This is a genomic window from Streptomyces purpurogeneiscleroticus (assembly GCF_020024005.1).
Lineage (GTDB): Bacteria > Actinomycetota > Actinomycetes > Streptomycetales > Streptomycetaceae > Streptomyces > Streptomyces purpurogeneiscleroticus.
This window is the reverse complement of record NZ_NHSG01000152.1, coordinates 1-15,706: the sequence shown is the minus strand read 5'-3', so window position 1 is coordinate 15,706 and position 15,706 is coordinate 1. Positions and strand designations below refer to the sequence as shown.

The following is a 15,706-nucleotide window of genomic DNA, read 5'->3' as shown; positions in this document are numbered from 1 at the left end:
TCCCTCCGCCGAACCCCCGTCACCCGCCGGCAGCGGCGGGCGGCCGCACAGCACCACCTGGGTCCCCGCCGAGGACAGTCGCGCCACGCGGGCCGCCAACGCGGCCGTATGCGCGGGGTCCTCGGTCGCGCCGCCGGTCAGTACCACGGCGCCGGCGCGCTGGCGGTGCAGCAGCGTGAGGTAGGTCAGCTCGCGCTCCGGGGAGCCGCCGGTGTTGCAGACCACGGCGAGCTTCTCGCCGCCGGAGGTGCCGTCGCCGCTCATCTCCGACTGCACCGCGCTCGCGAGTATGCCGAAGAACGGGTCGGCGACGTCGTTGACGAGGATGCCGACCAGGTCGGAGGTGGCCGCGGCGAGCGCGCTGGCCGGTCCGTTCGCGACGTACTCCAGTTCCGCGACCGCCCGCAGGACCCGGTCGCGGGTGGCCTCGGCCACCGGATAGTTGCTGTTCAGCACGCGTGAGACGGTCGCCGCCGAGACCCCCGCCCGCGCGGCGACGTCCGCCAGTGTCACGGTCATATCGCTCCCCGTCCCCCTTCCTGCGGCGCCCCGTACGGCGTCGCCCCTCTTGTGGCGCCTCGCGTCGCAGGCTAGCTTCTCTCGCGATGGAAAGCGCTTTCTATGTATCGCGTGACCGAGTGAGCGACTCCGGGCGCCGGATGCCGCGCGCCCTTCGCCGGCGCTTTCCGTGCGCTTGTCCGGTCGCGGACCATGTGGGCCGCGACCGGTACCACCGGTTGATGTGAGGGGTCGGGTTGTGACACGCAAGACCGTACGGATCGCGATGAACGGCGTGACCGGGCGCATGGGCTACCGCCAGCACCTGCTCCGCTCGATCCTCGCCCTGCGCGAGCAGGGCGGCCTGGACGTGGGCGGGGGCATGGTGATCTGGCCCGAACCGGTCCTGGTCGGCCGCGCGGAGCACAAGCTCGCGGCCATGGCCCACCGGCACGGCCTCACGGAGTGGTCCACCGATCTGGACACGGTGCTGGCCGACGACAGCATCGACATCTACTTCGACGCGCAGGTCACCGCCGCCCGCGAGGAGGCCGTCAAGAAGGCGATCGCCGCGGGCAAGCACCTCTACGTGGAGAAGCCCACCGCCACCGGGCTCGCCGGTGCGCTCGAACTGGCGCGGCTGGCCCACGCTGCCGGCATCAAGCACGGCGTCGTCCAGGACAAGATCTTCCTGCCGGGTCTGCTGAAGCTGAAGCGGCTCATCGAGGGCGGCTTCTTCGGGCGCATCCTGTCCATACGGGGCGAGTTCGGCTACTGGGTCTTCGAGGGCGACTGGCAGGAGGCGCAGCGCCCGTCGTGGAACTACCGGGCCGAGGACGGCGGCGGCATCGCGACGGACATGTTCCCGCACTGGGAGTACGTACTGCACGAGCTGTTCGGGCCGGTACGCACCGTCCAGGCCCAGCTGGCCACCCACATCCCGCGCCGCTGGGACGAGGCCGGGAAGCCGTACGAGGCGACCGCCGACGACGCCGCGTACGGGATCTTCGAGCTGGCGGGCGGCGCCGTCGCGCAGATCAACTCCTCCTGGGCGGTGCGCGTCAACCGGGACGAGCTGGTCGAGTTCCAGGTGGACGGCACGGAGGGGTCGGCCGTCGCGGGCCTGCGCCGCTGCCGGGTCCAGCACCGCTCCGCGACCCCCAAGCCGGTCTGGAACCCGGACCTGCCGGCCACCGAGGACTTCAGGGCGCAGTGGCAGGAGGTGCCCGACAACGAGACCTTCGACAACGGCTTCAAGGAGCAGTGGGCGCTCTTCCTGCGCCACGTGGTGCTCGACGAGCCGTGGCGGTGGGACCTCATGGCGGGCGCGCGCGGCGTGCACCTCGCCGAACTGGGCATCCGCTCGGCGCAAGAAGGGCGCCGCCTGGACGTACCGGAGCTGAGCCTGTGAGCGCCGCGTCCGAAGCCACGCCTGCCGCGTCCGAAGTCACGGTTGGGAGCGCTGCGCCTGTAGGTGGGGCGGTCCCCTTCACCTCCCGTACCGTCTTCGCCGCCGCGCACGTCGTCGCCGACCCGTATGCCGACACCGTCCCCGACGGCCCCGCCGTGCTGGACTGGGACGCCACCCTCGGCTTCCGGCGCCACCTGTGGTCGCACGGCCTGGGCGTCGCCGAGGCCATGGACACCGCGCAGCGCGGCATGGGCCTGGACTGGCCGACCGCCGCCGAGCTGATCCGGCGGTCGGCCGCCGAGGCCAGGGCGGTGGGCGGCCGGATCGCCTGCGGAGTGGGCACCGACCAGCTCTCGCCCGGGGAGGCGGAGCTGTCGGACGTGCGCGCCGCCTACGAGGAGCAGCTCGCCCTCGTGGAGGAGGCCGGCGGGCAGCCGATCCTGATGGCGTCGCGGCAGCTGGCGGCGGTCGCGGCCGGGCCCGAGGCGTACGCGGAGGTGTACGGGCACCTGCTCCGGCAGAGCAGCGAGCCGGTCATCCTCCACTGGCTCGGCCCGATGTTCGACCCGGCGCTGGAGGGCTACTGGGGCAGCGAGGATCTCGACGCGGCCACCGACACGTTCCTGCAGATCATCGCCGAGCACCCGGACAAGGTCGACGGCGTGAAGGTCTCGCTGCTCGACGCGGACCGAGAGGTGGCGCTGCGCCGCCGGCTGCCGAACGGGGTGCGCTGTTACACGGGCGACGACTTCCACTACCCCGAACTGATCGCCGGCGACCAACGCGGCTTCAGCCACGCCCTGCTGGGCGTCTTCGACCCGCTCGCGCCGCTGGCCGCCGAGGCGGTGCGGCTGCTGGACACCGGGAACACCGCCGCGTTCCACAAGGTCCTGGACCCCACTGTGGAGCTGGCCCGGCACCTCTTCGAAGCGCCGACCCGCTACTACAAGACCGGCGTCGTCTTCCTGGCCTGGCTCTCGGGCCACCAGAAGCACTTCACGATGGCCGGCGGACTCCAGTCGGCCCGCTCGCTGCGGCACCTGCGCCGGGCGTACGAACTGGCGGGCGGGCTCGGCCTGTTCCCAGACCCCGAGCTGGCCCGGCACCGTATGGCGCAGCTGACCGCCGTACTGGGAGGAGACGCATGACCAGCCGCACGAAGGACGACCTCGCGCGCCTCAGCCTCAACCAGGAGACGGTCAAGCAGTGGTCACTGCCCGAGCTGGCGGACGGCTGCGCGGCGGCCGGGCTGCGCCACGTGGGCCTGTGGCGCGAGCCCGTACAGAAGTACGGCGTCGACGCGGCCACCAAGCTCATGCGGGAGGCGGGGCTGACCGTCACCAGCCTGTGCCGCGGCGGCTTCTTCACCGCGGCCGACCCCCAGGGGCGCGCCACCGCGCTCGACGACAACCGGGCGGCGATCGACGAGGCCGCGGCCCTCGGCACGGACACCCTCGTCCTGGTGTCCGGCGGTCTGCCGCCCGGCAGCCGGGACCTGCACGGGGCGCGGGAGCGGGTGGCCGAGGCGCTGGCCGAGCTGGGGCCGTACGCCGCCGAGCGGGGCGTACGGCTGGCGATCGAGCCGCTGCACCCGATGTACGCGTCGGACCGCTGTGTCGTCTCCACCCTCGCCCAGGCGCTGGACCTCGCCGAGCGGTTCCCCGCGGAGCAGGTGGGCGTGGTCGTGGACACGTACCACCTGTGGTGGGACGACACGGTCGGGGAGGGGATCGAACGGGCGGGGCGCGGCGGGCGGCTCGCGGCGTTCCAGCTCGCCGACTGGGTGACCCCGCTGCCCGAAGGGGTACTGCTCGGCCGCGGGCAGCTCGGGGACGGGGCGGTGGACCTGCGGTGGTTCCGCGAACGGACCGAAGCGGCGGGGTACGACGGGCCCATCGAGGTCGAGATCTTCAACCCGGGCCTGTGGGAGCGGGACGGTGCCGAGGTACTGGCCGAAGTGATCGCTCGTTACCGGGAGCACGTACTGAGTCCGGAGTGAGGCGGGCGGGCGCAAGAGAGCCCGGGGGCTCGGCTGAACGCGCCGTGTGCGCCGTGCGTGCAGGCGCGGGCCGCGATGCGAACTGCGCCGAAAGAGGGGCGGAACCACGCAACCGTTCCGGCCCTTCGGGGGTCGTACTGGACATCGGCGCCTGATAGCGGGGGAGATCGGGGGATGGTCAGGCGCCGAGGCAAAGGGGGGGACCCGAGGGGGGACCGAGGGGCCCGGCGATAGGCCGGGCCCCTCGAAATGTCCAGCCGAAGTATCCGGCCTGTGGACAACCCACAGGCCCGGCCGCCGGGTTGTCCACAGGCCCCCGGCGATGTCCGACCCCGGCGGTACCTTCGGTTCCATGCAGCGAACGCGCGGGGGAGGCCCGAACAACCCACCCGGCCAGGCCGTCGTCGAAGGCGTCCTGGAGCGGATCACGTACGCCAACGAGGACACCGGCTACACCGTCGCGCGCGTCGACACCGGCCGCGGCGGCAATGATCTGCTCACGGTGGTCGGGGCGCTGCTCGGTGCCCAGCCGGGCGAGTCGCTGCGCATGGAGGGCCGCTGGGGCTCCCACCCCCAATACGGCCGCCAGTTCACGGTCGAGAACTACCGCACGGTCCTGCCCGCCACCGTGCAGGGCATCCGCCGCTATCTCGGCTCCGGCCTGATCAAGGGCATCGGCCCGCGGATCGCCGACCGGATCACCGAGCACTTCGGCACGGACACCCTCGAGGTCATCGAGAAGGAGCCGAAGCGCCTCATCGAAGTGCCGGGCCTCGGGCCGAAGCGGACGAAGATGATCGGCGCGGCCTGGGAGGAGCAAAAGGCCATCAAGGAGGTCATGGTCTTCCTCCAGGGCGTCGGCGTGTCCACCTCCATCGCCGTGCGGATCTACAAGAAGTACGGCGACGCGTCCATCTCCGTTGTACGGAACCAGCCGTACCGCCTCGCCTCCGACGTCTGGGGCATCGGCTTCCTGACCGCCGACCGCATCGCCCAGTCGGTGGGCATCCCGCACGACAGCCCGGACCGGGTGAAGGCGGGCCTGCAGTACGCGCTGTCCCAGTCCACCGACCAGGGGCACTGCTTCCTGCCCCAGGAGCAGCTGATCGCCGACTCCGTGAAGCTGCTGCAGGTGGACACGGGGCTGGTCATCGACTGCCTGGCGGAGCTGGCGGAGGATCCGGAGGGCGTCGTACGCGAGACCGTCCCCGCCCCGGACGGCGGCGAGCCCGTGACGGCCGTGTATCTCGTCCCCTTCCACCGCGCCGAGCTGTCCCTGGCCGGGCGGCTGCGGCGGCTGCTGCGGGCCACGGAGGACCGGATGCCGGCCTTCCACGACGTGCCGTGGGACAAGGCGCTGGCGTGGCTCGCCGACCGTACGGGAGCGGAGCTGGCGCCCGAGCAGGAGGCGGCGGTGAAGCTGGCGCTGACCGAGAAGGTCGCGGTGCTCACCGGCGGCCCCGGCTGCGGCAAGTCCTTCACGGTCCGCTCGGTGGTGGAGCTGGCGCGCGCCAAGAAGGCGCAGGTGCTGCTGGCGGCGCCGACCGGGCGGGCTGCCAAGCGGCTGGCCGAGCTGACCGGCGCGGAGGCCGCCACGGTCCACCGGCTGCTGGAGCTGAAGCCCGGCGGGGACGCCGCGTACGACCAGGACCGCCCGCTGGACGCCGACCTCGTGGTCGTCGACGAGGCGTCGATGCTGGACCTGCTGCTCGCCAACAAGCTCATCAAGGCCGTGCCGCCGGGCGCGCATCTTCTGCTCGTGGGCGATGTGGACCAGCTGCCGTCCGTCGGGGCCGGAGAGGTGCTGCGCGACCTGCTCGCGGACGGCAGCCCGGTGCCGGCCGTACGGCTGACCAGGATCTTCCGGCAGGCGCAGCATTCGGGCGTGGTGACCAACGCGCACCGGATCAACGCCGGGACGCTGCCGATCACGACCGGGATGCCCGACTTCTTCCTCTTCCCGCAGGAGGACACCGAGGAGGCCGGGCGGCTGACGGTCGATGTGGCGGCCCACCGGATCCCGGCGAAGTTCGGCCTCGACCCCCGGAGGGACGTACAGGTCCTCGCCCCGATGCACCGCGGCCCGGCCGGAGCGGGGGCCCTGAACGGCCTGCTGCAGCAGGCGGTCACCCCGGCCCGGCCCGACCTCCCCGAGCGCCGCTTCGGCGGCCGGGTTTTCCGCGTCGGCGACAAGGTCACTCAGATCAGGAACAACTACGAGAAGGGCCGCAACGGCGTCTTCAACGGCACGGTGGGAGTGGTCACGGCCCTCAGCGTCGAGGACCAGCGGCTGACCGTGCTGACCGACGAGGACGAGGAGGTGCCGTACGACTTCGACGAGCTGGACGAGCTGGCGCACGCGTACGCGGTGACGATCCACCGTTCGCAGGGAAGTGAGTACCCGGCAGTGGTGATTCCTGTCACGACGGGGGCGTGGATGATGCTGCAGCGCAATCTGCTCTATACGGCGGTTACCCGGGCAAAGCGATTGGTGGTGTTGGTGGGGTCACGGAAGGCCTTGGGCCAGGCGGTGCGGACGATATCGGCGGGTCGCAGGCATACCGCGCTGGATCACCGGCTTGGCGGCACGATGTGAGGTGTCACCCCTTTCCCCTTTGGGGCGAAGGGGCGCAAGATGGGCAGCTGGGCGGCACTGAGTGCCGTCTTAGGGCCCTATGGCCGACCCCGAGTGCACAGCCAAGGTCCAAATGGGGGAAGGTATAGGCAGTCAGGGCACCTCGAAGAAGAGGCACAACGTCGGTGAGGGATGACGTGAGCGACAACTCTGTAGTACTGCGTTACGGGGACGGCGAATACACCTACCCGGTCGTCGACAGCAGCGTCGGCGACAAGGGCTTCGACATCTCGAAGCTGCGCGCACAGACCGGTCTGGTGACCCTGGATTCCGGTTACGGCAACACCGCTGCGTATAAATCCGCGGTCACCTATCTCGACGGTGAAGCGGGCATTCTCCGGTACCGCGGCTACCCGATCGAGCAGCTCGCAGAGCGCAGCACGTTCATCGAGACCGCGTACCTGCTTATCAACGGCGAGCTGCCGACCGTCGACGAGCTGTCCTCCTTCAAGGAGGACATCACCTACCACACGCTGCTCCACGAGGACGTCAAGCGCTTCTACGACGGCTTCCCGCGGGACGCCCACCCGATGGCGATGCTGTCCTCGGTCGTCAGCGCGCTGTCCACCTTCTACCAGGACAGCCACAACCCGTTCGACGAGCAGCAGCGCTACCTCTCCAGCATCCGGCTGCTGGCCAAGCTGCCGACGATCGCGGCGTACGCGTACAAGAAGTCGGTCGGTCACCCGGTCGTCTACCCGCGCAACGACCTCGGTTACGTCGAGAACTTCCTGCGCATGACCTTCTCGGTGCCCGCCGCCGAGTACGACCTGGACCCGGTCGTCACCAGCGCCCTGGACAAGCTCCTGATCCTGCACGCCGACCACGAGCAGAACTGCTCGACCTCGACCGTGCGCCTGGTCGGCTCCTCGCAGGCGAATCTCTTCGCCTCGATCTCGGCCGGCATCAACGCGCTGTGGGGCCCCCTGCACGGCGGTGCGAACCAGTCCGTGCTGGAGATGCTGGAAGGCATCCAGCGCGACGGCGGCGACGTCGACACCTTCATCCGCAAGGTGAAGAACAAGGAAGACGGCGTGAAGCTCATGGGCTTCGGGCACCGCGTCTACAAGAACTTCGACCCCCGGGCGAAGATCATCAAGGCGGCGGCGCACGACGTCCTCTCCGCGCTGGGCAAGTCCGACCAGCTGCTGGACATCGCCCTGAAGCTGGAGGAGCACGCGCTGGCCGACGACTACTTCGTCGAGCGCAAGCTCTACCCGAACGTGGACTTCTACACCGGCCTGATCTACCGGGCCATGGGCTTCCCGACCGAGATGTTCACCGTGCTCTTCGCGCTCGGCCGGCTCCCCGGCTGGATCGCCCAGTGGCACGAGATGATCAAGGAGCCCGGCTCCCGCATCGGCCGTCCGCGCCAGATCTACACCGGCGTGGTCGAGCGCGACTTCGTGCCGGTCGAGCAGCGCTGACCCCAGGCTTCGCCGTCCGCCGGCCCGCGGTGCGGGCCGGCCAGGACGCGCCGCGAAAGCGGCTGCAAACCGCCGTGAACGCGGCTGAAAAGCACCGCGAAAGCGGCTGTGAAAAGGCGGAAAGCGCCCCTCGCTCCAGATCCCCCCACGGGTCCGGAGCGGGGGGCGCTTCCCTTTCCCGGGTCGGATTCCCCCCACGGGATCCGTCCGGGCGTCCATTGAGGGCACCCTGCTCTACTGCGTTGCGCGAGCTGCCGGGACGCGCACGTACGGGAGGGCCGCTCAAAGCTCCCCGGGCACGTCGCCCCGGCCACGCGTACCGGACGAAGTCCCCCAAGACCGGTCCGGTTGCCTAGTACAAGCCCCGCCGGGGTGCTTGTACTGCACGGTTAGACTCACGACCCCCTCGAATGGTTACGTCCGAACCTCTGTGATCTGGGTCTCTTGCCATATCGGGCGAATACGGTCAAGGGCCCCTGTCAGGAGATCGGGGCCCCAGTGTATGGGTACGGTGCGGGTTGTGAGAACTATGTGAAGGTCCCCAATCAGGTGAAGAACCCCACCCAGTTATCGGGCGAAGAACGGGAACTCCCGGGGCCCTGTGCGCATCCCGGGAGCTTCGTCCCCGCTTCGTCCCACGACGGGGCCGTCCGCCCGCAGAGTCTCATGCCGGCTCGCAGAGTCTCCTACGTGAAGGACCGCAGCCGCAGGCTGTTCGTCACCACGAAGACCGACGAGAACGCCATCGCCGCCCCCGCGATCATCGGGTCGAGCAGCCCGGCCACCGCGAGCGGGATGGCCGCGACGTTGTAGCCGAACGCCCAGAACAGATTGCCCTTGATCGTTCCCAGGGTGCGCCGGGCGAGCCGGATGGCGTCGGCCGCGACCCGGAGATCCCCGCGGACGAGGGTGAGGTCGGCGGCCTCGATGGCCGCATCGGTACCGGTACCGATGGCCAGGCCCAGGTCGGCGCGGGCGAGCGCGGCGGCGTCGTTCACGCCGTCCCCGACCATCGCGACCGACCGGCCCTGCTCCTGCAGCCGCTGTACCGCCGCGACCTTGTCCTCCGGCATGACCTCGGCGAACACCTGGTCGGGATCGATGCCGACCGCGCGGGCGACGCTCGCCGCGACGGCCTTGTTGTCGCCGGTGAGCAGTACCGGGGTCAGCCCGAGCGACCGCAGCCGCGCGACCGCCTCCGCACTGCCGTCCTTCACGGTGTCGGCGACGGACAGCACGCCGCGCACCTGCCCGTCCCAGGCGACCAGGACCGCCGTACGGCCCGCGGCCTCGGCCCGGTCCCGGGCGTCGGCGAGCTCGGCGGGGAGCGCGGAAAGCTCCGCGGTGGCCAGCAGGCGCTCGCGGCCCACGACGACCTCGTGGCCGTCCACTGTGCCGCGTACGCCCAGGCCCGCCACGTTCTCGAAGCGTTCGGCCGCCGGAAGATCCCCTACGCGCTCCTGTGCGCCCTCCGCGATCGCCCGGGCCACCGGATGCTCCGAGGCGTGCTCCAGGGCGCCGGCGAGCCGCAGGAGGGTCCGCTCGTCCGTGTCCGCCGCCGGGACCGCCTCGTACAGGCTCATCCGCCCGGTGGTGACCGTGCCGGTCTTGTCCAGGACGACCGTGTCGACCCGGCGCGTGGACTCCAGTACCTCGGGACCCTTGATCAGGATGCCGAGCTGGGCGCCCCGGCCCGTACCGACCATCAGCGCGGTCGGCGTGGCCAGCCCGAGCGCACACGGGCAGGCGATGATCAGGACGGCGACCGCGGCGGTGAACGCGGCGGTGGCGTCGCCGGTCACCAGCAGCCGGACGACGAGCGTGGCCAGGGCGATCACCAGTACCACCGGCACGAAGACGGCCGAGATCCGGTCCGCGAGCCGCTGCGCTTCGGCCTTGCCGTTCTGCGCGTCCTCCACGAGCTGCGCCATCCGCGCGAGCCGGGTGTCCGCGCCGATGCGGGTGGCCTCGACGACGAGCCGCCCCGCGGTGTTCACGGTCGCGCCGGTCACGGAGTCGCCCGGCGCCACGTCGACCGGTACCGACTCGCCGGTCAGCATCGAGGCGTCCACGGCCGAGGTGCCCTCGACGACCGTCCCGTCCGTCGCGATCTTCTCCCCGGGCCGTACGACGAACCGGTCGCCGACGGTCAGCCGGTCCACCGGCTCCCGTACCTCCCGGCCGCCCCGCAGGACGGTCACGTCCTTGGCGCCCAGGTCCATGAGCGCGCGCAGCGCCGCGCCCGCCTTCCGCTTGGAGCGGGCCTCCAGATAGCGCCCGAGCAGCAGGAACGCGGTGACTCCGGCCGCCGCCTCCAGGTAGATCGCGGACGAGCCGTCCCCGTGCCGGGCCGTCAGATCGAAGCCGTGCCGCATCCCCGGCATCCCGGCGTGCCCGAAGAACAGCGCCCACAGCGACCAGCCGAACGCGGCCAGCGTCCCGAGGGAGACCAGGGTGTCCATCGTGGCGGCGCCGTGCCGCAGGTTCGTCCAGGCCGCGCGGTGGAAGGGGTACGCGCCCCAGACGACGACCGGCGCGGCCAGCGTCAGGCTCAGCCACTGCCAGTTGTCGAACTGCAGTACAGGAATCATCGACAGCGCGATCACCGGAGCGGCGAGCACGGCCGAGACGATCAGCCGCTGGCGCAGCGCCGCCAGGGCGCTGTCGGGCCCCTCCTGGGCTGCGGCTTCCTTCTCCTCGTGTGCGCCCGGCGCGGGGGCGGCCGGCTCCGGCTCGGGCTGCGGCTCGTGCGCCGTATACCCGGTCCGCTCCACCGTGGCGATCAGATCGGCGATCTCGACGCCCGGCTCATAGGCGACCCTCGCCTTCTCCGTCGCATAGTTGACGGTGGCGGTGACGCCCTCCATGCGGTTGAGCTTCTTCTCCACGCGCGCGGCGCACGAGGCGCAGGTCATGCCGCCGATGGCCAGCTCGACCTGCGCCTGCACGGCTGTGTCCGGCATGGGGGTCAGGCCCGGCCCACGAGCTCGTAGCCGGCCTCGTCGACGGCGGCGCGCACGGCCTCCTCGTCGAGCGGGGCCTGCGAGACGACGGTGACGAGGCCGGTCGCGGCGACCGCCTCGACCGAGCTGACACCGGCGATCTCCGAGATCTCCTGCTTCACGGCGCCCTCACAGTGACCGCAGGTCATGCCGGTGACCTTGTAGGTGGTGGTGACGGACTGGTCGGCCGGTGCGGACATGGGATTCTCCTAGTGCCGGGGTGACGGTTGGTGTTCCACGTTCCACTTTATACCCCTAGGGGGTATTAACGCACGGGTGTCCCGAGTCACTGCCGAAAAACCCACCCGAACCCTACGGAATTGGCCATGCTGCCGTGATGGGGTCAGCCTGGAAGAGCACGAGGAATGCCGGGCCGAGGGATCGGGGCCGCCGTGAACGCGCTCGCCATCTACGGGCTGCTGGCACTGACCACCGCGCCACCACTGCTGCCCAACGCCGCCCTGCTCGCCTGGGCAGGCACCCTCGCCGCCCACGGCACCCTCCACCTCCCCGTCGTCCTCCTGGTCGTGGCCGGAAGCGCGGTGGCGGGGGACCTGGTGCTGCATGTGATGGCACGGAGGTTCGGGGGGCCGGCGCGACGGTGGCTGCAGCGGAACGATCGGCGTCGCGCCATTCTCGATCGCGCCTCGGCGCAGCTGGAGCGCCATGGGGTGCCGTTCGTGGCAGGGCTGCGTTTTCTCCCTGCGGGGCGTATTGCAGGCGCGCTCGCCACAGGGGTCGTGCGGTACCCCGTACGTCGCTACCTTCTCGCCAGCCTCATCGCGGAGTCCGTATGGGCGACCTATTCGGTCGGCGCCGGATACCTGGGCCGCGCCGCTGCCGGCGGCTTGCTTCCTGCCTTGGTCCTCGCGGTTGGCGTGTCGCTCACTGTGGCTGCGGCAGGCGCCCTCGTTCCTGTGGTGAGCAGTCGTTGCCGGGTGCGTCGAGAGAAGAAGCGCGACCAAGGAGCTGCGCAGAGGGGCGGCGCAACGCGGCCGGGCTCAACATTGCGTGAGCGGTGAGCCGCTTCAGCTGCCGGCCAGGAGTCACTGATCAAACGCGTGGGATCCCACCGTTGTCGGCGCACCCGAGATTCTGCGCCATTTTGAACGTCAGAGCCTGCAGGATCTCGAGATTCCGCTTCCTCGGGTCCGCTTTGCGGGGGGTGGCTCCATAGACGAGTTCCGCATGGATGAGGGATCCGTCGTTTTCTCCGGTCGCCGAATCAGGTGATTTGCAGTCGAAGAAAATATCCGCGGTACCGTCATCGCCGATCGCCCGCAGGCCGATGGGCAGGGTGGTGACACCGACTGCTTCGCTCTCGTCAGGCGGAAGCCGATCGATTGTTTCGAAAAATACACTGATCTTTCGCACGGCGTTCTTGCCCGTCGGCTGCTGCGGCTGGATCTCGCAGGACAGGTATCGGGCCTCTCCCTCTTCGCCAGGGGAAGTCGAGATCCCTCTCTTCAGTATTCCTGGTACCGAGGAATGGCTGATGTGCTTGAACTCTTTCGTTTCGGTAATCCCCTCAAGTGATGATGCGGCCTTCGGGGAGAGTCCTCCGCATGCCTTCTCGGCGGCGAGCCGGGCGTCGGGGCTCTTTTTGTCTGCAGTGTCACTGCTGCAGGAGGTGAGCACAGTGGCGAGCGCAACAGTGCACAAGATAATCGTCTTGCGGAACATTAGTCCTCACTTGCCGGAGTTCGGGGTGATGACGGTGACGGCATCGATGCCGTCATTGTATTTTCCTTCGACTGCCGCGTGTGCTTCCCTTGACCACTGGGTATCGTCGAGATTATTCACGGTGATGTAGGCGTCCATCGGTGCAACGGCACGCCCCTGCCCCAGGGCAGTGAACTCCATGAGGTCCATCTGTTCCTTCCTGGAGTAGTTAGGGCCGCTTTCTTCGAGTTGGTGATTGAGGTTGATCCCGTAGTCGGTGATGTATGCGTTTCCGCCCATGCCTACGACCTGGGGCACCGCGAAGGCTGCGACCGCGGCGGCGCCTGCGGCGGGAGCTGCGAACGGAAGGGCGACTGCGGCCGTTCCGAGCCCGATGGCGGCGCCATACCTGAATTTCTTCCACTCGGCGGCATCGGCAAGCTTCTGCTCGGCTTCCTTCGTAGCCTCGCCGTAGTGCTCGTGAATGCTGTTGATTCGCGCCTGGTCGAGAATCCCGTGCATTTTTGCGCCGGTTGCCAGCATTTCGGAAACTTGCGCGTTCGGCTCAGGGTGGGCCCTCAGGCTGCTGGCTGTGTACTCCTGCTGCGCAATTGAAAGGATCTTGTAGCCTTCTTCAGTCGAACCAGCCTGCGCCAGGAATCCGACCGCCGTGCCGTGCGCCAGATTCACATGCCCTGCGCCTCGGTGCTGGAACGTGGATTCAAGAAGCTGCTGGTCGGTATGTGAATTACCGAAATTCCCTGCAGCCCAGTCCAGATCGTCGATATAGCCGGCCCCCATTCTCGCCAGGCTGTCGCCGATTCCGTGCCGGTCCTTGAGGTACTCGGGGTCATTGCTGACCGCCTTCATGACCTGCTCTGCGACATTCGCGGTTCGGTCGTCCCGATGCAGCCCCAGTTCGGGGTGGTCGTACGGGATGCCCAGCGTCGCAGCTTCGATCGCATGGCCCAGCGAATCGTAGTTCGCCTTCGGCGTTTCTGGCCACTTTCGGTCCTCCAGCAAGTACTTGAGGTCCGGGTCCATGTTCTGCTGCCAGGTGCCGGCGGAGTCTTTCCAGTTCTTGGCTTCAAACATGGCCGTGGCTGCCTCGGGATTGTGTCCCAGCCCCTCGAGATAGCCGGCCATGGGATCCACTCCGTGGTCGCTCCGGCTGCTGAAATCCAGGTACGGGACATATCCTTCGGGTTGCCAGAGCTCCTTGGGAGTCATCTCTTTATGGCTCTTCTCGAAGCCGATCAGCGCCTTACCGTAATCGGCCAGGAAGCTTTTGTCGTAGTCACCGTTGCGCATCAGGCTGCTCATCACCTGGAACCCGTAAGGTCCCGTGGTGGAGGTGCCCATCTCCATGTCGATGATCTCGAGACGCCTGCCGCCGATGCGCGACATGTCTCTCTTCCAGTCGTCCATCTCTTGGCTGCTGGAGTGGGAAGCGGTTGCGAGAGTGTGACCCAAAGATTGCTGGATTTTGGCCGAGGTCTTCGTCATGGCGTCACCGGTCTGTTGCCGGTCGGCGATCCTGGTCCAGAATTCCAAGGTCTGCTGGGGGCCGAGAGCAGTGGCGAACTTCTCCGCGAAGTAGGGGTCGCCTTCATGCTGAGCCAGGATACGGTTGATTCTCTGGACATCGCTCAGGCTGTACGTCCTTTGCACACCTGCGAGCTTCGTCAGTGCCCTGAGGTCCGCAGCAGCCTCTGCGCGCCCGTGCTTCGCACTCTTGATGCTGTTGTACGTCCGGGAGTCGAACCCCTTTTTTCGGCCGTTGAAATCCTGGCTCAGTGCCCAGTACAGGACGTCGTCCGCTTCTTTTGCGGTGTCCACCTGCCTCTGAATGCTGTCGCGGTAGGCGCGGAGCGATTCCTGATAACTTTTGTTGATCCCTGCGATCTGCTCGGCGGGAGTGTCTTCGGGCAGGTCGATGAAGACTTCACCGTCCGGCTTGATCGACAGATATTTTTCCTTCTCGATGTCTGCTGTGAGAGCCTTCAGCCTCGACTGGGCATGAGTGAAGATCTCGTGTGCGTCGTCCAGCAGGCGATGGACATCTGCTGCTTCGTCGGCAGCGGAATCAATCTGTTTCCTGGTCAAATTGAGTTTGTCGTATGCCGCATCCGCAGTGTCTCCCTGCCAGTCGGAACCGCGAAGACCCTTTTCGACCGTCGTCGTGTACTGGGTGCTGACATCCCTGAACTCTTCCGGGAGCCTCTTCCACTTGCCGACCGCCTGGGAGAGTTCGGCAAAGTCGGCGTTGATCAAAGTTTTGTAGTCAAGCACTGTGCGACATCCCCGTCAGACCCGTCCGTCGTCCCGGCTCGTTCCGGGCCGCCCGCCGCCCTTGCCACCGTGCCGGTACTTTTCTCCCTCGGCCCGGTCGCGCGCTTCGAAGTCGTTGGCAGCGGCACGGAGAGCTCCCGCGACGTCGTTCTGCAGCAGGCCCTTCACATAGTCCATCTGCGAGGTCCAGCGCTTCTTGAAGACGTCGAACGCCGGCCCTGACCTGAACCCGGCGAGACTGGCCGCTACCTGGCCCGTCTCCTTGGTGGCCTTGTCGTCGGCGGCCAGGAAGTCCCTTCGGACGATGTCTGCTTTCTCGGCTCGATGGCGCAGCACGCTCGGAGTGACGTGCAGTCGTTGCCCTCCACCGCCACCTGCGCTGGCAGGGGCGCTGTTCAGCCGCATGCGGGTGTGCTGATTCGCCGTCGCAGTGGCTTTGAGCGCTGCCCACTCTTGTTCGAACGACATGGCCCCCCGCTGTTTCGTTTTCGGTGTGACGCGACAGATGCGGTCACGGATGTCGCTGTGGGCCGGTACTACCTCGGAGGTGAAGCGGCCCTTTGGCAGACATGAGGCTGAAGTTAGCAAGTGGAGGGCCGCGATGCAGCTGGTCTCACGCCAAGGGGGCGTTCAGCCGGTCCAGTTGACGAGCAGCGGCCGCCCGGTCAGCGGAGCAGGTTGATCGCCGCTGCCGTGGTCAGGAGGAGGGTGAGGCGGGTGAAGAGGGGTTGGTTGAGGTGGGGGATGCAGCGGCGGCCGAGGTGGGCGCCGAGGAGGAGG

The 15,706-nt window shown here is 68.6% G+C and carries 12 protein-coding genes; 6 read left to right on the top strand and 6 right to left on the bottom strand.

Annotated features, from left to right (window positions below; translation table 11 throughout):
- On the bottom strand, positions 1-519 hold a 519-nt coding region (locus tag CCS38_RS08710), incomplete at its 3' end, for a LacI family DNA-binding transcriptional regulator (RefSeq protein WP_223732615.1).
- A gap of 238 nt (positions 520-757) precedes the next feature.
- Here CCS38_RS08710 and CCS38_RS08705 point away from each other — a divergent pair.
- The 5 genes from CCS38_RS08705 to CCS38_RS08685 all read left to right on the top strand — a co-directional run bounded on the left by CCS38_RS08705 (position 758) and on the right by CCS38_RS08685 (position 7,970).
- On the top strand, positions 758-1,909 hold the full coding sequence (locus CCS38_RS08705; protein ID WP_223732614.1) for a Gfo/Idh/MocA family protein: 1,152 nt from the start codon (positions 758-760) through the stop codon (positions 1,907-1,909).
- On the top strand, positions 1,906-3,057 hold the full coding sequence (locus CCS38_RS08700) for a dihydrodipicolinate synthase family protein (RefSeq protein ID WP_223732613.1): 1,152 nt from the start codon (positions 1,906-1,908) through the stop codon (positions 3,055-3,057). The genes CCS38_RS08705 and CCS38_RS08700 overlap by 4 nt, the downstream gene beginning before the upstream one ends.
- Positions 3,054-3,908: a sugar phosphate isomerase/epimerase family protein gene (locus tag CCS38_RS08695; protein ID WP_223732612.1), complete on the top strand. Its 855-nt coding sequence runs from the start codon at positions 3,054-3,056 to the stop codon at positions 3,906-3,908. The genes CCS38_RS08700 and CCS38_RS08695 overlap by 4 nt, the downstream gene beginning before the upstream one ends.
- 352 nt (positions 3,909-4,260) lie before the next feature.
- Positions 4,261-6,504, top strand: a complete 2,244-nt coding sequence (gene recD2, locus CCS38_RS08690) for an SF1B family DNA helicase RecD2 (protein ID WP_223732611.1) — start codon at positions 4,261-4,263, stop codon at positions 6,502-6,504.
- 176 nt (positions 6,505-6,680) lie between these two features.
- On the top strand, positions 6,681-7,970 hold the full coding sequence (locus CCS38_RS08685) for a citrate synthase (RefSeq protein ID WP_030249960.1): 1,290 nt from the start codon (positions 6,681-6,683) through the stop codon (positions 7,968-7,970).
- Positions 7,971-8,656: 686 nt separating this feature from the next.
- On the opposite strand, the gene CCS38_RS08680 is transcribed toward CCS38_RS08685, so the two are convergent.
- Both CCS38_RS08680 and CCS38_RS08675 read right to left on the bottom strand, forming a co-directional pair.
- A complete protein-coding gene (locus CCS38_RS08680) occupies positions 8,657-10,933 on the bottom strand; it encodes a heavy metal translocating P-type ATPase (protein WP_223732610.1) in 2,277 nt (758 codons plus the stop codon).
- A gap of 5 nt (positions 10,934-10,938) precedes the next feature.
- Positions 10,939-11,172: a heavy-metal-associated domain-containing protein gene (locus CCS38_RS08675; protein WP_223732609.1), complete on the bottom strand. Its 234-nt coding sequence runs from the start codon at positions 11,170-11,172 to the stop codon at positions 10,939-10,941.
- 192 nt (positions 11,173-11,364) lie between these two features.
- Here CCS38_RS08675 and CCS38_RS08670 point away from each other — a divergent pair, with 192 nt between their 5' ends.
- A complete protein-coding gene (locus tag CCS38_RS08670) occupies positions 11,365-11,994 on the top strand; it encodes a DedA family protein (protein ID WP_223732608.1) in 630 nt (209 codons plus the stop codon).
- A gap of 31 nt (positions 11,995-12,025) precedes the next feature.
- On the opposite strand, the gene CCS38_RS08665 is transcribed toward CCS38_RS08670, so the two are convergent.
- From CCS38_RS08665 to CCS38_RS08655, 3 genes are read right to left on the bottom strand one after another with little or no spacing between them, the layout of a single operon-like run.
- Entirely contained in the window at positions 12,026-12,655 is a 630-nt protein-coding gene (locus CCS38_RS08665) for a hypothetical protein (RefSeq protein WP_223732607.1), read from the bottom strand.
- Between the two features lie 6 nt (positions 12,656-12,661).
- A complete protein-coding gene (locus tag CCS38_RS08660) occupies positions 12,662-14,926 on the bottom strand; it encodes a DUF6571 family protein (protein WP_223732606.1) in 2,265 nt (754 codons plus the stop codon).
- 15 nt (positions 14,927-14,941) lie between these two features.
- Positions 14,942-15,394, bottom strand: coding sequence for a type VII secretion target (locus CCS38_RS08655; RefSeq protein ID WP_223732605.1), 453 nt, complete (start codon positions 15,392-15,394; stop codon positions 14,942-14,944).
- Between the last annotated feature and the right edge of the window lie 312 nt (positions 15,395-15,706).